This window comes from Paraflavitalea devenefica (assembly GCF_011759375.1).
GTDB lineage: Bacteria > Bacteroidota > Bacteroidia > Chitinophagales > Chitinophagaceae > Paraflavitalea > Paraflavitalea devenefica.
Window position 1 is genome coordinate 545,823 of record NZ_JAARML010000002.1, and the last position, 20,954, is coordinate 566,776.

16 protein-coding genes are annotated in these 20,954 nt (G+C 47.2%); 6 read left to right on the forward strand and 10 right to left on the reverse strand.

Annotated elements, in window-relative coordinates; translation table 11 throughout:
- The first annotated feature begins 29 nt into the window (after positions 1-29).
- From HB364_RS11825 to HB364_RS11835, 4 genes are read left to right on the forward strand one after another with little or no spacing between them, the layout of a single operon-like run.
- Positions 30-2,552 carry a PIG-L family deacetylase gene (locus HB364_RS11825; RefSeq protein ID WP_246228474.1) on the forward strand — a complete coding sequence of 841 codons (2,523 nt, stop codon included), beginning with the start codon at positions 30-32 and terminating at the stop codon, positions 2,550-2,552.
- Entirely contained in the window at positions 2,553-2,714 is a 162-nt protein-coding gene (locus HB364_RS11830; RefSeq protein ID WP_167288185.1) for a hypothetical protein, read from the forward strand.
- A 15-nt stretch (positions 2,715-2,729) separates the two neighbouring features.
- Entirely contained in the window at positions 2,730-2,855 is a 126-nt protein-coding gene (locus tag HB364_RS33335) for a hypothetical protein (RefSeq protein ID WP_262889777.1), read from the forward strand.
- Complete coding sequence (locus HB364_RS11835) at positions 2,852-4,588, forward strand: sodium:solute symporter (protein ID WP_167288186.1); 1,737 nt, start codon at positions 2,852-2,854, stop codon at positions 4,586-4,588. The genes HB364_RS33335 and HB364_RS11835 overlap by 4 nt, the downstream gene beginning before the upstream one ends.
- Before the next feature lie 11 nt (positions 4,589-4,599).
- Here HB364_RS11835 and HB364_RS11840 read toward each other — a convergent pair whose 3' ends face one another.
- The 3 genes from HB364_RS11840 to HB364_RS11850 form a co-directional block, all read right to left on the reverse strand.
- Positions 4,600-5,442 carry a DUF3037 domain-containing protein gene (locus HB364_RS11840; protein ID WP_167288187.1) on the reverse strand — a complete coding sequence of 281 codons (843 nt, stop codon included), beginning with the start codon at positions 5,440-5,442 and terminating at the stop codon, positions 4,600-4,602.
- The gene (locus HB364_RS11845; protein ID WP_167288188.1) at positions 5,439-6,248 is read right to left on the reverse strand and encodes a HipA family kinase; all 810 of its coding nucleotides are present in this window, start codon (positions 6,246-6,248) and stop codon (positions 5,439-5,441) included. The genes HB364_RS11840 and HB364_RS11845 overlap by 4 nt, the downstream gene beginning before the upstream one ends.
- Positions 6,249-6,410: 162 nt before the next feature.
- Positions 6,411-6,938: a hypothetical protein gene (locus HB364_RS11850; RefSeq protein ID WP_167288189.1), complete on the reverse strand. Its 528-nt coding sequence runs from the start codon at positions 6,936-6,938 to the stop codon at positions 6,411-6,413.
- A 397-nt stretch (positions 6,939-7,335) separates the two neighbouring features.
- Here HB364_RS11850 and HB364_RS11855 point away from each other — a divergent pair, with 397 nt between their 5' ends.
- Positions 7,336-8,037 carry an acyl carrier protein gene (locus HB364_RS11855; protein WP_167288190.1) on the forward strand — a complete coding sequence of 234 codons (702 nt, stop codon included), beginning with the start codon at positions 7,336-7,338 and terminating at the stop codon, positions 8,035-8,037.
- A 20-nt stretch (positions 8,038-8,057) separates the two neighbouring features.
- Here the strand turns inward: HB364_RS11855 and HB364_RS11860 are convergent, their stop codons facing one another.
- From HB364_RS11860 to HB364_RS11875, 4 genes are all read right to left on the reverse strand, one after another.
- On the reverse strand, positions 8,058-8,648 hold the full coding sequence (locus HB364_RS11860) for a methyltransferase (RefSeq protein WP_167288191.1): 591 nt from the start codon (positions 8,646-8,648) through the stop codon (positions 8,058-8,060).
- A 153-nt stretch (positions 8,649-8,801) separates the two neighbouring features.
- Positions 8,802-9,977 (reverse strand): threonine synthase, encoded by a 1,176-nt coding sequence (locus HB364_RS11865; protein ID WP_167288192.1) that lies wholly within the window; start codon positions 9,975-9,977, stop codon positions 8,802-8,804.
- Between the two features lie 96 nt (positions 9,978-10,073).
- On the reverse strand, positions 10,074-11,009 hold the full coding sequence (locus HB364_RS11870; RefSeq protein ID WP_167288193.1) for a LysR substrate-binding domain-containing protein: 936 nt from the start codon (positions 11,007-11,009) through the stop codon (positions 10,074-10,076).
- Positions 11,010-11,147: 138 nt separating this feature from the next.
- A complete protein-coding gene (locus HB364_RS11875) occupies positions 11,148-11,978 on the reverse strand; it encodes a universal stress protein (RefSeq protein ID WP_167288194.1) in 831 nt (276 codons plus the stop codon).
- Between the two features lie 257 nt (positions 11,979-12,235).
- Between HB364_RS11875 and HB364_RS11880 the strand changes: the two genes are divergently transcribed.
- Complete coding sequence (locus tag HB364_RS11880) at positions 12,236-14,158, forward strand: beta-N-acetylhexosaminidase (RefSeq protein ID WP_167288195.1); 1,923 nt, start codon at positions 12,236-12,238, stop codon at positions 14,156-14,158.
- 93 nt (positions 14,159-14,251) lie between these two features.
- Here HB364_RS11880 and HB364_RS11885 read toward each other — a convergent pair whose 3' ends face one another.
- The 3 genes from HB364_RS11885 to HB364_RS11895 form a co-directional block, all read right to left on the reverse strand.
- Positions 14,252-16,615: an ABC transporter permease gene (locus HB364_RS11885; protein WP_167288196.1), complete on the reverse strand. Its 2,364-nt coding sequence runs from the start codon at positions 16,613-16,615 to the stop codon at positions 14,252-14,254.
- 297 nt (positions 16,616-16,912) lie between these two features.
- The gene (locus HB364_RS11890) at positions 16,913-18,055 is read right to left on the reverse strand and encodes a glycoside hydrolase family 172 protein (protein ID WP_167288197.1); all 1,143 of its coding nucleotides are present in this window, start codon (positions 18,053-18,055) and stop codon (positions 16,913-16,915) included.
- 273 nt (positions 18,056-18,328) lie between these two features.
- Entirely contained in the window at positions 18,329-20,773 is a 2,445-nt protein-coding gene (locus HB364_RS11895; RefSeq protein WP_167288198.1) for an alpha/beta hydrolase family protein, read from the reverse strand.
- Positions 20,774-20,954 lie beyond the last annotated feature (181 nt).

The following is a 20,954-nucleotide window of genomic DNA, read 5'->3' on the forward strand; positions in this document are numbered from 1 at the left end:
GGCAGACCGTTGTAAAAACCAACCAGTTCATGATGAGGATTTTTTACCTGAAAAGATGGGTGCTGTGTTTATTGTTATCGCTGCAAGTTATTCCGACGCTGGCGCAAACACCGCCGGCTTATTCTGCTGCCGATATTTACCTGCAGATCAAAAAGCTGAAAGTATTGGGTTCTGTGCTGTATGTGGCTGCGCATCCCGACGATGAGAATACCCGCCTGCTGGCCTACCTGGCCAAGGACCGCCTTTACCGTACCGGTTATCTATCCTTGACCCGTGGCGATGGCGGACAAAACCTGATCGGTGATGAACAGGGCATTGACCTGGGACTGATACGTACACAGGAGCTGCTGGCCGCTCGCCGTATTGATGGCGCCGAGCAGTTCTTTTCCCGCGCCTTTGATTTTGGATTCAGCAAGAGTACCGACGAAGCCCTGGCTACCTGGGGTAAGGACAGGATCTTGTCGGATATAGTATGGGTGATCCGCCGCTTTCAGCCGGATGTGATGATCACGCGTTTCCCCGAGGATGCCCGTGCCGGCCATGGCCACCATTCCGGTTCCGCCGTACTGGCCCATGAAGCATTCCGCGCTGCGGCCGATCCCACTGCGTTTCCCGAACAATTTAAGTTGGGCGTAAAGCCCTGGAAGGTGAAACGCATTATGTGGAATACGTTCAATTTCGGTGGCAATAATACTACCTCCAATGACCAGTTGAAGATCGATGTAGGCGGTTATAATGCCGTACTGGGCAAGGGCTATGGCGAAATAGCCGCCGAGAGCAGGAGTCAGCACAAAAGCCAGGGATTTGGCGTGCCGGCAGGAAGGGGTGTTGCCTTTGAATACTTTACACCCGTGGAAGGAGATGCTCCGAAGACAGATATTATGGAGGATGTGAATGTTTCCTGGTCCCGGATTGAAAAAGGCGCTGCCATTGAGGCCAAGATTGATGATATCCTGAATAATTATTCCCTGGCGCATCCCGAACGTTCTGTGCCGGCGCTGGTGAGCTTGTATAAAGAGCTTAGCAACCTGCCGGAAGGCTACTGGCGTACCCAAAAGATGCAGGAAGTACAGCAATTGGTAGAACGCTGCAGCGGCCTGTTTATGGAAGTAAATGCCACCACCGAATTTGTAGTGCAGGGCGACTCTATGCGGGTAAATGCCGTGGTCAATAACCGGCTGGGAGGTACTATACAACTGGTGCGCTTTACCCTGGATGTATTTGATTCTACTTTCAACAAACCCTTAGCGGCCAATACGAATGTTGTCTTCTCAAAGCCCATTTATATATTCTCCACCAAGCCGGTAACACAACCCTACTGGCTGGAGCATAAGATGAGCGAAGGCGCTTTCACGGTGAATGAACAGACTTTTATCGGCCGCCCGGAGAGCATCCCTTCTTACCAGGCCAGCTTTGAAGTAACTGTGGAGGGACAATCTTTCACGTTCGTAAGGCCGGTGCAATATAAGTTTACTGATCCTGTAAAAGGCGAGCTATACCGCCCGCTGGTGGTGGTGCCTGCTGCTACGGTGACTACAGAGCCGGGTATTGTGATCTTCCGGAAGCAGGAGAAGGCCGCACAGGATATTATGCTGCGCGTAACAGCCAATAAAACTTTTGATCATTATACTGCCAAAGTTTCGAAAAGGCTGAAGTATGATAACTCAATATTTACTGATACCAATTTCTCCGTAGTACGGGGATTGAGCAAGCCCTATTATTTTACGATCAATAATGGCATGCTGAAAGGCCTGGAGCAGGATAATGTGCAGGCTTTTGTAGAACTGAGGAACGGGAAGGTGGAACAACCTGCCTGGCTGAATATTACCAGCATACAATACGACCATATTCCTCCCATTCATTATTTCTACCAGGATGCGGTGAAGGTGCTGAATATAGACCTGAAAACAGTGGGTAAAAGGATCGGGTATATTGAAGGCGCGGGTGATAAGGTGCCTGCTGCACTGGAGCAAATGGGCTATGAAGTGGTGGTCTTGAAAGAAAAAGATATTACCGCTGCTGTGCTCAAACAACTCGATGCCGTGATCACCGGTATACGGGCTTATAATGTACATGACTTCCTGTCGTCTAAATATGAAACATTGATGGAGTATGTAAAGAACGGTGGTAACCTGATCGTTCAATACAATACCAATAATTTCATCAGCACCGTAAAGAGCAGGATCGGGCCTTATCCTTTCACGATTTCGCGTAACCGTATTACGGATGAAAAAGCCAAAGTAAGTTTCCTGCTGCCGCAGCATCCTGTATTGAATTATCCCAATAAGATCACAGAGAAGGATTTTGATGGCTGGATACAGGAGCGGGGCATTTATTTCCCCGACCAGTTGGACACCGCTTATAAATCAGTGCTGTCTATGGCCGATCCCGGTGAGCCGGCATTGAATAACAGCCTGATCGTAGCTGATTATGGGAAAGGGAAATTTGTGTATACCGGGCTGGTATTCTTCCGCGAGCTGCCTGCCGGTATTCCCGGCGCTTACCGGTTACTGGCCAATATTATTGCACTGAATAAAAAGAAAGGATTCTAAATGAGCGCACCCTCGAGAGCCAAGGGACAGATAGCCCTGATCGTTGCTATTGTGGCTGGTTTGATCATTGGCAGGATTATTAAGAAAGCCACCATCGGCCTGGCTATTGGGATTATACTGGGCCTGCTGGTACTGATGATATTATCAAAGCGAAAACAATAACGATTGCCAAACAATATGTCAGCATCCTCTAACGAAAAAGTTCCTGTATTCAGGAAGTGGCGCCACTGGTATTGGCTGGTCATTGGGTTCCTGGCATTGCTGGTCGTATTGTTTTACTTGTTTACCAAACATTACGCATGAACTTTTCCCGGTTAGACTGGATCGTCCTGGTGGTCACCCTCTTGTGTATTATACTCTATGGAGTATTTAAAAGCCGTGCCTCCAAAAACCCGGATGGTTATTTCCTGAATGACCGGCAAACGCCGTGGTGGGTGGTGATGCTGAGCATTATGGGCACACAGGCCAGCGCAGTTACTTTTTTATCGGCGCCGGGCCAGGCCTATACAGATGGAATGCGTTTTGTACAGTATTACTTTGGATTGCCCTTAGCCATGGTGGTGGTATGTATCGCTTTTGTACCCATCTACCGCAAGCTAAAAGTATATACGGCATACGAATACCTGGAACAACGATTTGACCTGAAGACAAGGTTGCTGACCTCGCTGCTGTTCATGTTGTCGCGCAGCCTCTCTACCGGCATTAGTATTATTGCACCTGCCCTGGTGCTGCACAGTATGCTGGGCTGGGATTTAACGATTACCAATATATTCATGGGCGGCTTATTGCTGATCTATACTACCAGCGGTGGCGCCAAAGCAGTAGCTTATACACAGCAGTTGCAGTTCATTATTATCTATGCGGCCATGTTTGCCGCTGCCTGGTGGGCCGTTAAGCTATTGCCGGAAGGCATGGGCATTAGTGAGGCCCTGCACATCGGCGGCAAATCAGGCAAGCTGAATGTGATCACCGCCGGTATTACGGAACAGGGATTTGACTGGAAAGACCGCTTTAATATCTGGAGTGGTATTATCGGTGGCTTCTTTCTGACGCTTAGTTATTTTGGTACCGACCAAAGTCAGGTGGGCCGCTATCTTACCGCCCGCAGCGACGGGGAGAGCAAGCTGGGTCTTCTGCTGAATGGCATGGTGAAGGTGCCGCTGCAGTTTGGTATCCTGCTGATCGGTGTGTTGATCTTTTCTTTTTACCAGTTTCACAAAGCGCCCGCCTACTTCAACCTGGCTGAAGAGCGGAATGTAAAGTCCAGCCGGTATGCCGGTGAATATGCGGCGGCAGAAAAACAATACGAACAGTTGCAGGACGAAAGGAATGGCACCCTGATCGATCTGGCGGCAGCCATTAAGGGGAATGATGAAAATGCCATTAATCAGTATCGTGAGGAGTTGCAACTTCATGAAGTGGCTGCTAAGCGTCAGCGGGATACGGTAAAAGCCATTATTAAGAAAGCCAATCCCGGCAGTGATGCCAATGATACCAATTATATTTTCCTTCGTTTTGTAGGTGATACGTTGCCCAACGGACTGGTAGGGCTGGTTATTGCTATTATATTCCTGGCCGCCTGGGGTAGTATTGCGCCTGCGCTCAACTCGCTCGCTTCCTGTACGATGATAGATTTTCACAGGCGCCTCACGAAGCGGCCCATGACACCCTTGATAGAATACAAATGGTCCAAGCGATATACCCTGATATGGGGTATTGTTTGCATTATTATGGCGCAGTTTGCTTATAATCTTGGCAACAGCCTGATTGAAGCGGTCAATATCCTGGGCTCTTTATTCTATGGTCCTATCCTTGGTATTTTCCTCGTGGCTTTCTGGTTGAAGCGGGTGGGGGGGCATGCTGTATTTGGCGCTGCCGCCATTGCAGAAGCCATTGTACTTACCGTTTATTTTATGAAGATCGTCTCTTTCTTATGGCTGAATGTGATCGGCGCAGCGGCAGTGATTTTGTTCAGTTTGTTGCTGCAGCCGTTTTGCGGGAAGGTGGGTGTGAAGAAAGTGGCGGTAGAAAATTAGATTCGTACTGTTTATGAGTGCTTGTCAATTTCCTTTTTTATCTGCTTAACAATAGTTGTAACATTGCTTTCAGACACGAGATCGATTTTTAAATTTTCTGTTGCTTTCCCTTTAATTGTTTTATTAATAAACTTATCCAATTCAGGGCTTCCATGAGGAAGGATGCTTAATAAGTAAATGTGTACTTGTTCAGAAGAACTATTTAATTCATCTAATTTCCCAACCCATTTGTAAACCTTATTTTTTATAGCATCAGGCCGTGTTAAATTAAAAGAAACACTCTCAAAGCAATTCCAGGCACCATTTTTCCATGCTTTTTCAAATTCCAGCTCATCATTCTTTGTTTTTACTTTATGGGCTGAAAGATGGCTGGAGATACCATAATCATCAAAATGTTTTTTATACACCTTATTCCAAACTTCCTTATCTCTTCTCACTTCTTCATCGTCTTCTTCTGTCAGGTGTATGCTTACAAATCTTGAAAACAGATCATCCACTGTAGCCTCTGGGTTGATGTCAAGTGTTTTTTTTATGTCGGAGAAAATGAGCGCGCTGTCATCTTTAGGCAGAACACTTTTTGTTATTTCATCCAGGGAGTTGAATCTCTTGAATGCGAATTCTGATTGAAGTCTGGTTGAGAAAGTGTCGAGGTCCTCGTGAATAGTCTTAACCGATTTTATCAAAAACCTGCTGTTAATGTTCGGGAAGAAGCTTGAAATCTTACCTATTTTAGTAATAAATTTTGACTTCAAAGTACCATTTGAAGGATCAAAAGCGACAATGCCAAGATTTACAAATTCTCCAGATACCCTGTCTGGCAGATATCGTAAAATTTGATACTGAATGGTAATCATGACATCAGTTTTTTGAGTTCTATAATAAAAGCTTCTTTATTATTACAAATTGAAGTGAGAAGTTGTTTGATCCGGTCAAACTGATTCGATAGCCATTCTTTAGGTATAAGGGCCTTGGCAGTTTCCCAGAAATTTTCGTCTAAATTATCAAACCTTTGCGAAAATTCCACAAAATCGAACTCTTTGCCTTTGATTTTGGACAACAAACAATGCTTGTTAACCCATTCTAAATCAGCTTCTCGTATTTCCCATGGGTTCGGGTTGGGAAAAATGTCATGGATAAAGCTAAACGCCAGTTCATGATCATATATCACAATTTCCATTCCATCAGTGATCATATTGGGTTTTTCATTTGTTCTATCCGGATTTTGAATGGCTAGGTCGAAGGCAAAAATTGCTTGCGCATATGGCAATTGATGATTGTTTAGATCCTGAGTTGGCAAAACAGTAGAATACCTTTTTATGTATTCTGAGCCATAATTTAGGCCTAAGCTCTTATTGGCGTACTGCCAGGTATCGTTTCCGATTAGTAGTTCAATGAAGTTTTGAGAAATGTTTACTATCACAGGAGAAACAACCCTGATGTCCATTTGAGCTGCAATAAAGACTGCCAGCAGCTCCCGCATGCAGGCTTCATTAGACATTCGTGGAGCGCCACGAAACTTGACTACATAATCACCTTTATTTCCATTGCTATCAACTCCGGTTAATAACAATGGTTTATTGGCACCCGATTCAAATGATTCATGCGGGCTTAATGCTTCTATTATCGGTAATCTATAGTTGCCCGCAGTAATTTTACTCATAGCAGCAATAGTATCTTAGATAAGGAATAAACATAATGAAATAAAGGCGGACAAATATGGCTTTAAATCATATTTGTCGGTAGTAAGTTGTAAAGAGGGGAGGATATGTGTGTAGGTATACAGCTTTTGTGGTAAGACTGATCACGTCATTACATATTCGCTCTAGGGATAGTTAACAAGGTCTTTATTGTAGTCCTGCCGGAACTTTCGTTCATTATATCTATAAGCAAAAAGATGATAAGGCAGTTTCTCTTTGGGTGTTGCTTTGCATTTTCTATGCCTCCTGCCTTTTAACCGCCGCGTTTTACGGCGGAAAGGTTCTCTCAGTTGCACCACTTCAGGTTCCTGTAGCACTACTTCCTGCCCGGTATATTGTTTGACCAGGTAAGCTATTACATCTTCTTCTGTCCATTGGTATTTTAACCAGGTCATGGCTTCGCCGGTGAGCTTGCGGTATAAGGCATGTTGCTTCCGGTCGGCTGGTATGATGGCGTACACGGTTGAACCAATGCGGGAGGCTTTAGCCAATAGGGCGGCATATTGCATGGTCTTGCGGAAAGCAGGATCTTTCTTCACCCTTTTGCCCGTGAGGGAGCTACGGGTACGGATATAATACCGGCCATACATCTTATAGATGCAGATGGGACCAATGGTGCCCGTAATGGGTGGTATGCCGGTGTATTTAGCCATATAGTATATAACATATACTGCTTAAAATTAATAAATGCTGGCTGTCAGGACAATACCGTGAAGTGGGTAAAATGGCAGGGATGTGCAAACCAAGTACGATCCTTGTGTGATCCTTGTAGGTTAAAGCGCACTTGGTACGGGGCTGGTACAAGGATCACACAAGGATTGAGTAAGGATTGGGCCTGGGGCCTTTCTGGGTTGTTTTGCCACGTTCTGTGACTAAGGGAGGCCCTCGCATAGCGGAACAAGCTCTGTCAGGCTTTAGCAGCCGCTTGTCCTCCGGCTATCCTCCGACTGAGCGCCGGGGTAAAGGCGCACTTTTCCCGGAATGGGAATTGACCTGTTGCGTATATGCCTGATATCTATTACTTTTCGGAAGATCATAACTTTATCACTTATGGGACTCGATAGCGTAGAAATTTTAATGAAGGTGGAGAAGACCTTCGATATCAGTATCCCTAATCAGGAAGCTGAAAAGATCCTAACCGTAGGTGATTTTCATAATGTTGTTTGGAAACACCTGGAAGGAAAGTACAGCAACACCTGTAAATCGCAAATGCTGTTCTATAGGTTGCGGCAGGCTGTTATCAACACTTTTGAACTTTCGCGACAGGATTTGAGACTGGACACGCCTGTAAATGATATTTTCCCACTGCAAAACCGGCGACAGGTTTATGCCAGTTTTTCCCAGGCCCATGGTCTGCAACTTCCTGACCTTGTGCTTACAAGCCCCTGGTCTTCTTTCATGAACTATCTTGGCTTTATTACTATTTTAGGTGGACTTGGCTGTTCGCTGCTGCTGATCTTCCTTTTTGATTACAGTAACTGGTTCTTGCTGATGCCTGTTGCGGGCATTGCCCTAACCTGGTTTGTTTCTGAAATGCTTGAACCCCTACGTACTGTAATTGAACCTGCCTCTGTGCGTGCGTTTACACAACAGGTACTTTATTTGAATTATGCCACTATAGTCAAAGAAAGCGGGACCAACAGAAAGGAAGTAGAGTCTGTCATTAACCATATCATCGCAGATATGGGGGGACTGGAATTACATGAGGTAACACCGGAAAAGAAGATTTGTGATGATCTAGGTATTGACTGACTATAATATAAGATCACATTTTATTTCCGGGCTATCATAAACACTTCCGCCCCACTTCTTGGTGGAATGGAATTGTAACAGGGCGTTAATGTATGCAGGGTAAACTTTTGCTCAAATAAGCCTTTGTATTCTTCCATACTACCGCCAAAGGGCGGACCTCCTTCAAATGTGCGATTGAATAATACACCCACCAGTTTGCCGCCGGGTTTTAGCAGCTCATACATTTTATGCATGTAGTCCTTACGCAAGGAAGGCTGCAAGGCGCAAAAGAAGGTTTGTTCAATGATCAGATCATACTGCCCTTCGAGGGCAAAGAAATCACCGGTAATGATTGTAAGCTGCCGGCCAACGTATTGGCTGAACTTCACTGCCAGCTTTTCCGTAAGCAAAGGAGCGATATCAATCAACGTAATATTGGTAAATCCCTGTTGCAGCAGGTATTCCGCTTCATAGCTGTTGCCACAGCCGGGAATGAGTATGGCCAGGTATTTATTGGTGAGCTGGTCGAAATAGGCTTTCAGGGGCGTGGATATATAACCTATATCCCAACTGGTTTGCTCCGTTTGGTAACGTTCGTCCCAGTAGCCGGCATTTAATGGCAAGTCGTTCATGGATGTAAAAGTAATAAAAAAGGCCTCCGTTCCCACGGAGGCCAACCTTTAACATAAAACATCCATAATCAAACAATGTTGATGAACGGTGCGGCTTTTTAAAAGCGCCTGATTCCCCATGGCAAGCAACCGCCCTGATGAACCTGTCCGGATTTACATAATGTTCTCCAGGTATTTGTAACCTGAGCCGGTATTTAACAAGAGTATTTTTTCATTACGATGAATGACCTGCTGATTGATCAGGTCCTGCAATGCTTTCCACAAAGCGCCACCCTCCGGTGCTATCAATAACCCTTCTGCTTTGGCTATTTCCTTTACCGCAGCGATCATATCAGCATCCTGCACAGCAATAGGCCGTCCCCCGGATTCCCGTAATACCCGGAGGATCATGTTTTCCGCGAAAGGATTGGGCACTGCCAGTCCGTTCGCCACAGATGGCCGGCCTACATAATTTTTTGCATTGGGCTGTACGCCATTCCAGGTATGTACAATGGGCTGACAGGTAGCCGCCTGCACCGCCATCATACGCGGGCGCCTGCTGCCAATCCATCCCATCTGCTCCATTTCATCAAATGCTTTCCACATACCGATCAATCCCGTACCGCCACCGGTGGGGTAGAGGATGACATCGGGTAATGTCCAGTCAAACTGTTCGGCTATTTCATAACCCATGGTCTTTTTACCTTCCAAACGAAAAGGCTCTTTCAGCGTGGAGATATCAAAGCAGTCTATGGATTGTTTTAGCTGCGCTACCTTTTTGGCGCAATCGCTGATCAATCCGTCTACCAATACCAGTTCGGCGCCATACAACAGGCATTCATCCTTGAATACTTTTGGCGTATGACGCGGCATGACTACAATGGCTTTGATGCCTGCTGCCGCACAGTAAGCTGCCATAGCACCGCCTGCGTTGCCGGCTGTAGGAATGATGCAGGTATGTACGCCTGCTTCTTTGGCTTTGGAGATGGCTGCACTCAATCCCCGCGCTTTGAAAGAGCCTGTGGGGTTGACCGATTCATCTTTTATAAAGAGCTGCGGCAGTTCATACCGCGCCCGTAAGTTCTTTGGGGTGAGGATGGGCGTCATGCCCTCGCCGAGGCTTACGATATTCGCCGCTTCAAAAACAGGCATCACTTCCCGGTAGCGCCACATGCTGTTAACCCGGTTACGCAAAGCTGTTTTGGAGAAATCCTCCGGCAGATCGTATTCCGCTATTAATGGCTGATTGCAACAGGGGGCGAAGGTTTGGCTTTCAAACATGCTGTAGGTTTGCCCGCACTGTGAACAGGAAAGATGAGATAAGGACGTAAACTGTTGTACCGTTTGCATAGTGGCCGTTTAAACAATACAAAAGTATTCTTACCGGCGCCAGTTGGCAATACCGTTTACTTATACGCTATAACTTTTGGTTATAACGTAGAAGGGTTAGTGTTTACTTTTTAACTCGCTGCGACTCACGTTTTTATTGTAATAACCGGTTGCCAGCTTAATGAATAACTGGTTAATCCGGTCGGCTTCTGAGCCGCGCCTTTGTACAAAGTAGAAGGGACGTTGTATAGAGATGCCGGGAATGTTGAGCCTTACCAGCTCCCCGTTTTTTAATTGCCGCGCTACCGAACGCAGTGGTAAAAATCCGAGACAGGTATCATCCAGCAGAAAGTTTTTCAGCGCCTCTGTGCCACCGAGTACGATCCGTTGTTTAATGTCGGCAATGCTCAGTTTGCATTTCAGCAAGGCTTCTGTTACTGCCGCCAGGGTACCCGACCCGCGCTCCCGCAAGGCCACGGGCATGTGCTTCAGGTCGTCTGGCATAATGACTTTCTTTTTTGCCAGCTCACTTCGTGCGCTGCATACCGGTATTACTTCATCGGTGAGGAAGAACTGGTATTTTACAGTGGTCAGGTTGTTCTTGCCCTGGGTAATGGCCAGGTCTATTTCATGGTCTAATAATGCTTTGAGAATATTCTCCGAGTTGCGGTTTACCAGGGTAAGTTCAAAATTGGGGTATTGGCGGTGGAAAGCAGAGAAAACAGGCGGTATGACATACAGTGAGATGGTGGTGCTGGTACCCAAGGTGAGGGAGCCTTTGGCAATGTGCAGGTTTTTTTGCCCGGTAATGTCAAATTCCAGTTGCCGCTCCAGTTCCCGGCCCCTTACCACATATTCCAGCAATATTTTTCCTTCGGCGGTGAGTGATACCGAATTGCCTTTGCGCTCAAACAGGCTGACCTTATACTGTTTTTCCAGTGTTTGTATATGCTTGGTAATAGCAGGCTGGCTGATGTACAGGGCTTCCGCCGCTTTGGAAAAGCTAAGGTGGGTAGCTACCTCGAAAAAAACGGTATGGCCGAAGTTGAGCATGATGTGTGTGGTAACAATCGAAATTACAAATTATGATTCAATGTCGTTTAAGGGCTTCGACAAGCTCAGCCTGACAATAAATAAGCAACAAAAAAGCGTTCCGTAGCCACGGAACGCTTTATACAATACAAATATATTTTACTCATGTATGGCGACGATAGGAATATGGCTATGGTAGGCCAGTTTTTTGGTGTGGCTGGTTTTAAACAGTCCGCCCAGGAATGAATTCTTCTTGGGAACGATGATGATGAGGTCAATGTTTTTATCCAGTGCATACTGGCTGATGGCTTCCAGGAAGTCATACTGCCTGATGAAGAAGAACTCCGGCTTATAGTCGGCCAGCATCTTTTCCAGTACGTTGATCTCTGCTTTGTACTCATCGGTCACTGCTACATAATGTTCATGGTCTACATTCACAATGTGCAGGGTAGGTTTGAAGATATCCAGTACCGATTTGATAGGCTCTACAGGCGTAGTGGTAGCTACCTCTTTGAGGTCACTGGCCAGTACCACATTTTTGATTTGCCGGAAAGTGCATTCAGGCGGAACGATCAGTACGGGGCAAAGGCCGGTATTGACCATGTTAAGGGTATTGCTGCCCATGAAGATCTGCTCCAGGCGGGTAGCGCCGGTAATGCCCATGATCACCATGTCAATATGATAATGCCGTACATAACGTTCCATATTTTCGACGAGGGAAGAGCCTGTTTCCAGCACACAATCAATGGATGTGCCGCCAGCAAATGGTTGTATTTCTGTTTTTAAGTTTTGCAGGGCAGTACCCAGTACTATCGCCCTGTCATCATCAGTTTCTGTGAGCAGGGAACCGTCTGAACCTGCTGCTATTTTATCGGACACATTGTAGAGAATGATGTTTGCATCCTTTACTCCTGCCGCCACCTGTGCCGCGAATTTGGCAGCATTTTTTGAAGTATCGGAGAAATCAGTAGGAACGAGAAATTTTTTCATGTGTTCGTTAGTTTTTTTGAAAGATACGGGAATCCCGGCAATCGTGAATCGGCAACCGGCAATAGTCCCTGATAAAATATTTTGGCCTACTGTTGGCTGCTGCCGGACTAAGAATCAGCATTTAATTGGCTTTTAAGGATTTCAGCAACCGATTGCGGATTGCTCCCGTCCGTTGACGGGACCGATGCCGACTTTGGTTTGTCCAATAATTCCCTATTTTTAGAACCATTATCCAGTTTGTAATAAATTATCGACTTATGAAAAGAGGGATCCTTGCTATTGTTCCTGTTCTTGCTGCACTAACGACGTTTGCCCGGCAGACTGCCGAAATTGCGATCATTCCGCAACCTGTATCGCTGGAAAAGCGGGAGGGGCAGTTCCTGTTCAATGCTCAAACCCGTATTGAAGCTGCCGACCGTAACCCGGATGCTATCCGGGTAGCTACTTTTTTTGCCGAGCAGGTGCGCAAAGCCACTGGTTATGCTGCTGTGGTACAAAGCACGGCTGCCGCCACCCGTACGAATGTGATCAGTTTTACCCTGAATAAAGGAGAGGAAGCCGACCTGGGCAATGAAGGTTATCGACTGGAGGTATGGGCTACCGGCGCCACGGTGAAGGCCAATAAGGTTGCCGGCCTGTTCTATGGCATGCAAAGCCTGTTGCAATTGTTCCCCAAAGAGATTGAAGGAAAAACGGTTGTGAGCAAAAAAAGCTGGGCATTACCGGCTGTGCGGATCACTGATTATCCCCGCTTTGGATGGAGGGGATTGATGTTTGATGTATCGCGCCATTTTTTCACCAAGCAGGAGGTGAAACAGTTTATTGATGAGATGGTAAAGTATAAATACAACCTGCTGCACCTGCACCTGACAGACGACCAGGGCTGGCGCGTAGAGATCAAGAGCCTGCCGAAGTTGACAGAAGTAGGCGCCTGGAGGGTAGATAAAACCGGTACGTTTGGCTCGTTCTCCAATCCCGAGCCTAATGAGCCACGCACTTATGGCGGATTTTATACCCAGGAAGATATTAAGGAGCTGGTACAGTATGCCGGCGACCGGTTTGTGAATATCCTTCCCGAGATTGATATACCCGGCCATAGCATGGCGATGGTGGCCGCTTACCCGGAGCTTTCCTGCACACCAGGTACTTACCGGGTGAATTCCGGCGAGAAGTTTATGCAATGGAATGGTGATGGTACTTTTTATGCGTTGATCGATAATACCCTTTGCCCGGCCAATGAAAATGTGTACACGGTGCTGGATAAGGTGTTTACAGAAGTAGCAGAGCTGTTCCCCTTTGGTTATATCCACATGGGCGGTGATGAGTGCGCCAAGAATTTCTGGGAAAAAAGCGATGCCATCAAACAACTGATGCAGAAAGAGAAGCTGAAAGATATGCATGAGGTGCAAAGCTATTTCGTAAAGCGGGTGGGTAAGATCATTGAAGCCAAAGGTAAAAAGATGATGGGCTGGGATGAGATACTGGAAGGCGGACTGGCCCCCGGCGCTGCCGTGATGAGTTGGAGAGGCATCAAGGGAGGCAAGGAAGCTGCTGCTGCCGGACATGAGGTAGTGATGAGCCCTAATACGAACGTGTATATTGACCTGATGCAGGGAGATGCTGCTATCGAGCCGCCTGTATATAAGAGCGTGTTGTTAAAAAGCGCCTACCAGTTTGAGCCGGTGCCAGAGGGCGTGAATCCTTCCCTGATCAAAGGCGGACAAGCCAATTTGTGGACAGAGCAGGTGTACAATATGCGCCATGCGCAGTATATGACCTGGCCACGGGCTTTTGCAGTGGCAGAAGCGGTATGGAGCCCCAAGACAAAGAAAGACTGGAATAATTTCATTGGCAGGGTAGAGCAGCATTTCCTGCGCTATGATGTGGCGGAGAAAAAGTATGCGCCCAGCATGTATGACCCTATCATTGATGCTTCCAAAGACGCAGCGGGCGTGTTGAAAGTAGCATTAACCACCGAAGTGGAAGGGTTGGATATTTACTACAGTTTCGACAATTCCTTCCCCGACCGTTTCTATCCCAAATATAACGGCGCCCTCACACCGCCCAAAGATGCGGTAACCCTTAAGGTCATTACCTATAAAGGCAAACAGGAAGTAGGGCGGCAGATAGCCATCCCGGTAGCGGAGTTGGTGAAACGGGCGGATAAGAAGAAGAAATAAAAGAATCCAGAATATAGAATACAAAATAAAGAATAGGGGAAACGTCAAATGATGTTTCCCCTTTTTTTGTAATCATGGCTATAAGTTCAGGCACTATTCACTTCGTAATGTCTTCACCGGGTTGGCGAGTGCGGCTTTGACCGACTGGAAGCTGATGGTAATGATGGCAATCAATATCGCTATGATGCCGGCCAGTACAAATACCGTCCAGCCAATGTTGATCTTATAGGCAAAGTCCTGCAGCCATTTGTTCATGGCATACCAGGCTATGGGCGTTGCTATGACGATGGAGATCAATACCAGTGTAATAAAGTCCCTGGCGAGTAGCCGGATGATACCGGCCACACTGGCGCCTAATACCTTGCGGATGCCAATTTCGCGGGTACGTACCTGGGCGGTATAGGTAGCGAGTCCGAGTAATCCGAGACAACAGATCACGATGGCAATAGCTGCAAAAATACTGAAGATAGTACCGGTACGGGTTTCGGTTTTGTACAATCTATCGAAGGCATCGTCGAGGAAAGTATATTCAAAAGGCACTTCTCCATTGTATTGCTTCGTTATCTTTTCGGCAGCGGCAATGGCTTTGGAAGCATCCCTGGCGGTAGTCTTAATGTAAAGGGATGCATTTTGCGCTTTGTGAATATAAAAGATGGCCGGTTCTATTTTACTCTTCATCGAAGCAAAATGGAAATCCTTCACTACGCCGGTAATGGTGCCGGCGGTCTCCCATAGTTTAAACCGTTTACCGATCGGGTCCTTGATGCCTGCCTGCCGTATGGCTGTTTCATTGAGGATGAAATGCGCCGAATCGGACGGTGTGCCGGTAAAGTTAGCACCTGCCACCAACTGCATTTTAAAGAAGGGAATGAAGTTTTCGGAAATGGCTACCGGGCACATCATCATGGTTTCATTGGCGCCTTTTCCATCCCACCAGTTGTTGCCGGTTTGGTTGGTGAGGTTGATGATGTTTCCATTGGCCCTGGTCACATCCAGTACACCGGGCTGACTGAGAAGTGCAGTCCTGATGGCATTGTAATGGGTGCCACCATCACGTACCCAGACACCCAGTACATGGTCTTTATCATAACCCAGGTTACGTGTGCGGATGTAATCCAACTGTCGGCCGATAATGAGGGTGCCGATGATAAGGGCCACCGAACAGGCAAACTGGGTAACTACCAATGCTTTTCTGAACAGGGCATCGCTGATGCGCGCATTCATTTTGCCTTTCAGTGCTTTCAGCGGCTCAAAGGAAGAAAGCAACAGGGCCGGGTAGATGCTGGAGATGATGAGCGAACCGATGATGGTAATGAGGAACAGGAACCACAGGTGATAATCACCCAGGTTAAGTTGCAGTGTTTTGCCCGACAACTGATTAAAGAAAGGCAGTAGTAATTTGATAACACCAATAGCCAATATAGCGGCCAATATAAAAAGCAGGGCTGTTTCCACGATGAATTGCAGGAATAACTGCCATTTGGCAGCGCCTACGATCTTGCGCATGCTTACTTCTTTGGCGCGCAGCATGGAGCGGGCGGTGCTGAGGTTGACATAATTGATGCAGGCAATGATGAGGATGATGAGGGCTATCCAGGTAAACATGCGTACGGTTTCCATGCCCGCTTCTTTGCCATCCGATTGATACAGGTGCATATCGGGCAGGTGCAGGAACTGGTATTTGATATCCGTATCATCTGCTTTATTCCGTAAATGGATATTGCGCAATTGAGTGGCCAGTTTATTGAGGTCGGTACCAGGTTGCAGCAGGAGGTAAGTGTCAAAGTTGAACTGGTGGAAATCATTATCGAAAGTCATGTCTTTCCGGTCCTTGTACTGCAGTTGTGCGTACAGTTGCAGGGGCATTACGATATCGTACTGTATGCTGGAATTTTTGGGTACATCTTTGGTAATACCCGTTACAGTGAAGTTGGTCGTTTTGTCGGCTACGATCACTTTACCAATGGGATCTTCGTTGCCAAAATATTTCTTCGCGGCACTTTCCGTGAGCACTATACTGTTGACGTTGGGGAAAGGATTGGTGGTATTGCCTTTGATGACCGGGAAGCTGAACATGCTGAAGAAAGCGGGATCGGCCATGATGGGCCTTTCAATGTTCAGCCGTTTGTCTTTATAGGTCATGGAATAATAGAGGCCGCCATAACACCAGCGCACTATTTCCCTGATTTCCGGCAATTGCTGCTTGCCCATCATCCCGATAGGCGCCACCGTTTCTGTCCATATCTGCACACTGGCGCCGGTGCCTACCTGGTTTTCCAGTTTGTAAATGTTACCGGCCTGTTGATGAAACCGGTTAAAGCTCAGTTCATCCTGTACCCATAATAAGATCAGGATGCCTACAGCGAGGCCAGCCGTAAGGCCGGCAATGTTGATGGAAGAATAGAATTTATTCTTTACCAGGTTACGCCAGGCAGTCTTGAGGTGGTTTTTGAACATATTATAAGGTATTTACCAATGATCAGTTTAAGCTATGAGGTGTAAGGGTAAAAAAGGTGCCATTTCTGTTATTGGCTGATAAACAGGGAGTTGAAAGGGCGGGAGGGGCGGAAAACTGTACGGTTTCAGTACACCGGATGTACGGTTTAAATAAAAAAAGCAGGTGGCTGCAACGATCTTTGATTGATCAATGTCAAGGATCCTAGCAGGTCTTCTGCTACATTTTTAGTAAGACGGGTTTAGGGGGTTAAATCAGTCTCTTCCAGGGTCTTCCGGCTGTAGCCGTGAAGGCCCTTTTTAATTCTGCTCCAGTTGGTCTTTGGAGGGTAGTTTGGGGAAGGAGGCGTGGGGCTCCAGTTGATACCAGAATACGACAGCGCTGATATCGGATTGTTGTTGTAAATACCTGCCACCGCTTTTCCAGCCTAAGTCCTGTATGGTGATCCTGAGGTCTTTCTCAAAACGCACCGGGTCGGTAAGATGCCAGCGGTACATGCCAAAGCGCTGCTGTGAGTTGTACAATCCATCGGGCCTGATCACCTGGTGCAGACCGGCATAAGCGGTACTGAACTCCTGGTATTTGCCTTTCACATCAAAGTTATAGGAGCCACAGAAGTAGTCTTCTGTACCAGTGCCATTGATGGTAGGGAATTGCGTATCGCCATCCAGGAAGAATTTGATCTCTCCTTCACCCCACCAGCCATTGTTGTGTACGCCCCAGGCCATCGTAGTACCCACATAGTGGCCCTTGCCTTTTATATTATCTACCATGGTGAACAGGCCGCCCTGTGTAGGATTGCTTCTGCGGAACTGTGCATGGAAATAAGCGGCATCGTCCGGTACCTCAGTAAGCGTATAATCAATCTGGTAATAAATGCGCATGTCTTCTGTGGCAATATTCTCCAGGGTGACGCGGCATTTTTTACGAAAAGGCATTGGCCAGTAACAATTGAAAGCACTGCCGGGGTTGACAGTTACTGCGAGTGAGTTCAATGGGGCAAATGCTCCCCAGCCCATGCCAAAGAAATCACCTACCGGCACTTCTACAGAAGGTTCTTTTTCATCATCCCAGTAAAAACGCAGGATGGAAAAGCGCCAGTTGCCCGTTGGCGTCATCCAGATATGCTGGATAGCACCGGGACCGGTAATCTCGCCCAAGGTAAAAGTGGTGCCTTTTTTCACCACTACATACGGACTCACTTTCCATCCCTGTCCCAGTTCCCGGGCTTCATTCTTCGCAGATCCGTTTTCGAGGGTGGCCATGCCTCCCTTACCCGGCTCACCGGTAAAATTTTCAGGACTTATAGAGCGTGATTTAGCGTTAGAGAGCCGGTATATATTGCCCAGGTTTACATCCAGGCCATTGAAAGTGTTGGTTTTTTGTGCAATAGCAGCAGTCGTAGTAATGGCCATCGCCAGGAGCATACATATTGATCTCATGTGTACACGATTTAATAGCAGGAAGGTACTAATCCTTTATGATTTCTTTAACAGAATTAGGGCCTACCGGCACGATAAATGTTTAGGTGAATAAGGTACTTAATAACTACACAGGGACAACGAAGATCCAGAATAACGCGTTGATTGGTTGTTTTTGGTTGTAGAATAAAAAGGCCCTTTCAGGCAGCACAACACTGAGAGGGCCTTTGTTTTGAAGTCTGAAGTCGGAGGACTGAAAGAACACCTGTATTTTCTGGCTTCAGACTTCATTAATTAAAATGCTTTCTTATTGCTACCTCCTGTGCTGCTATTCTTATCTGCCTGCTTCACGTATTTTTCCAGCCAGGCATTTTGTTCGTAGAGCATGTGCAGCAGGTTCTCTTTGCCGCGGTAGCCATGTGCTTCATAGGGGAGGCTTATAAAACGCACCGTGCCGCCATGGCCTTTTACGGCATTGAATAAACGTTCGCTCTGGATGGGGAAGGTGCCGGGATTGTCATCCATTTCACCATGTATCAGCAGCAGTGGTGTTTTGATCTTGTTGGCATAGCTGAAAGGGCTCATGGCCGAGTACAGCTCAGGCGCCTGCCAGTAAGTGCGGTCTTCATTCTGGAAACCAAACGGCGTGAGTGAACGGTTGTAGGCGCCGCTGCGGGCAATACCTGCTTTGAACAGGTTGGTATGCGCCAGCAGGTTGGCTGTCATGAAAGCGCCATAACTATGACCGCCAACAGCTACCCGGTTCTTATCGCCCACGCCCATTTCTGCCAGCTTATTAATGGCTGCTTCTGCATTCATCTTTAACTGATCAATAAAATTGTCGTTGGGCTTTTTACTGGAGTCAGTGGCTACGATCGGCATTTCTGCATTATCCAGCACAGCATATCCCTGGGTGACCCAGAAAACGGGGCCGCCAGCGCTCACCATGGTAAACCGGTCCTGGGAACCACGGATCTGTGCAGCATCGGCGGCAGAGTTGAATTCACGGGGATAGGCCCACATGAGTACCGGTAAAGGGCCTTCTTTTTTAGGATCATAGTTTTTGGGCAGGTACAGGTCGCCGGTAAGGTCTACGCCATCGGCTCTTTTATACGTGATCTTTTGTTTGCTGATGCCTTCCAGTTGCGGATAAGGATTGGTAAAACTAGTAATAGGTTGATCGGCTACCCGCAATACCAGGTTTTTGATGTAATAGTTCGGCATGTCTTTCTGTGACTCGCGACGGGTCAGTAAAACGAGTTTGTCGGCATCCAGCACATAGGCCACAGATTCGAAGGCGCCTTCCTGGCAGCGCCAGATGATCTCATTCTTTTTGGTGTTGAGATCAAACTTGGCGATGAAGGGGAGATCACCTTTGGGCGAACTACCAACAGGATTATTCATCAGCAGTTTGGTATCGTTGTCGATCAGCCTGATCACCTGGCGGCCGTATTTATTTTTTATAGTGACCGGGAAGCCGGGGTTGCCGTAAGCATCGGTAATATTGCGTTCCTGTAATGTTTCCAACTGACCTGTAGCAGGATTGTAGCGGCTGAGCCGGGTGCTTTGTTTGCTTTGCAGGCGTTCACTCACCAGTGCGATCTTTTCATTGCCCCAGCTAATGCCGCCAAAACGCCAGGTTGTTTTGAACAGTTCTTTGGGTTCGCTGGTGAAGGGGGCACTCAATGCATATACGGCATCATGGAAATCGGACCTGTTTTTGTAGATCCCGCTGTCGAGTGGTGCGCTCCAGGTGAGGGTGGCTGCCTCATCATCGCGCCAGTCGAACCCACGCGGTGCATTCAATATATTGTCGTAGCCGGAAGGAGAGAGCTCGGAAGAAGGCAGCTCTGCCACTACTTTCACTACTTTGCCCGTCAGGTCGGTTATGCTCACGGTGGAATTGAAACCGTTGGCAGGCACGAGGTAAGAGAAGGGCTTATTGATGGTGCGGATAAGCAGGTATTTCTTATCCGGAGAAAGACTGAAGATGGTATAGATCGCGGGCTTGCCGATCTTCGTTTCTGCTCCATTTACATTCTTCACCAATTGCACCGTGGAGTAAAAAGCAAATAATTGTTCATCATAGGGCGATTTGATGAGGTCCTGGTAAGTACGGCTGGGCGCTACTTTACCGAGGTTTTGCTGCACTGCCGGGCCGGAAGGCATGAGCGATTTAACAGGCGCTGCAGCCGCCGGTTGTAAAATGGTTTTGTACAGCAGGGTATTGTCATCCATCCACACAAAATCCTGTCCCAGGATCACGTTGAGGGGTTGCTTGTTGACTTTAACGGCTTTGCGCGTAGCCACATCGATCACATACAGGTCTACGCTTTTGTTGGTCGTATTGGTGAAGGCAATTTTCTTTTCACTGGGATTCCAGCTTACATTGCCGGCCAGCATGTTGGCGGGCAGGCCGGTAACAGGGTATTCCTTGCCGGCTTTGATATCCTTGAGGATAAAGTTGTTGATAAAGTTCTGGCGGCTGGGCGCAAAGTTGTTGGGATTGATCCGCTGTCCGGCAATCCTGAATTCCGGCTGCGCCAGTTCTTCTACAGAAGGATAGCTGTTCCTTTCAGACAGGAGCATCCATTCCGCTTTTCCATCAATGGTGATACCGGGTGTTGGCTTGGCGAGCAGCAGGTCGGCAATGGCTGCAGGAGGTGTTTTATAGCCCTCGTCCTGGGCAAAACAGTAATTGACTACAAAGAAGCTAAGGAGCAACAGTAATTTTCTCATGTGTGATGCAGTTTATTGAATGTATAGCGTTCATGCAATGACTTAGACGGCAAGCGGTTCCGTAAACCTGTGTGTAGTTAGGTTAACAAGTTAAGCATTGCGCTTTTTCTCCCCCTTTATGAATGGGACGGGCGGTGGAATGGCTGGAAGAAGCGGCCTGCAGGAGGGTTGGTAAACAGGT

Coding starts and splice junctions, on each gene's coding strand:
- HB364_RS11825 (WP_246228474.1), top strand. CDS start 30: ATGATGAGGATTTTTTACCTGAAAAGATGGGTGCTGTGTTTATTGTTA.
- HB364_RS11830 (WP_167288185.1), top strand. CDS start 2,553: ATGAGCGCACCCTCGAGAGCCAAGGGACAGATAGCCCTGATCGTTGCT.
- HB364_RS33335 (WP_262889777.1), top strand. CDS start 2,730: ATGTCAGCATCCTCTAACGAAAAAGTTCCTGTATTCAGGAAGTGGCGC.
- HB364_RS11835 (WP_167288186.1), top strand. CDS start 2,852: ATGAACTTTTCCCGGTTAGACTGGATCGTCCTGGTGGTCACCCTCTTG.
- HB364_RS11840 (WP_167288187.1), bottom strand. CDS start 5,442: ATGATTACCATTCAGTATCAAATTTTACGATATCTGCCAGACAGGGTA.
- HB364_RS11845 (WP_167288188.1), bottom strand. CDS start 6,248: ATGAGTAAAATTACTGCGGGCAACTATAGATTACCGATAATAGAAGCA.
- HB364_RS11850 (WP_167288189.1), bottom strand. CDS start 6,938: ATGGCTAAATACACCGGCATACCACCCATTACGGGCACCATTGGTCCC.
- HB364_RS11855 (WP_167288190.1), top strand. CDS start 7,336: ATGGGACTCGATAGCGTAGAAATTTTAATGAAGGTGGAGAAGACCTTC.
- HB364_RS11860 (WP_167288191.1), bottom strand. CDS start 8,648: ATGAACGACTTGCCATTAAATGCCGGCTACTGGGACGAACGTTACCAA.
- HB364_RS11865 (WP_167288192.1), bottom strand. CDS start 9,977: ATGCAAACGGTACAACAGTTTACGTCCTTATCTCATCTTTCCTGTTCA.
- HB364_RS11870 (WP_167288193.1), bottom strand. CDS start 11,009: ATGCTCAACTTCGGCCATACCGTTTTTTTCGAGGTAGCTACCCACCTT.
- HB364_RS11875 (WP_167288194.1), bottom strand. CDS start 11,978: ATGAAAAAATTTCTCGTTCCTACTGATTTCTCCGATACTTCAAAAAAT.
- HB364_RS11880 (WP_167288195.1), top strand. CDS start 12,236: ATGAAAAGAGGGATCCTTGCTATTGTTCCTGTTCTTGCTGCACTAACG.
- HB364_RS11885 (WP_167288196.1), bottom strand. CDS start 16,615: ATGTTCAAAAACCACCTCAAGACTGCCTGGCGTAACCTGGTAAAGAAT.
- HB364_RS11890 (WP_167288197.1), bottom strand. CDS start 18,055: ATGAGATCAATATGTATGCTCCTGGCGATGGCCATTACTACGACTGCT.
- HB364_RS11895 (WP_167288198.1), bottom strand. CDS start 20,773: ATGAGAAAATTACTGTTGCTCCTTAGCTTCTTTGTAGTCAATTACTGT.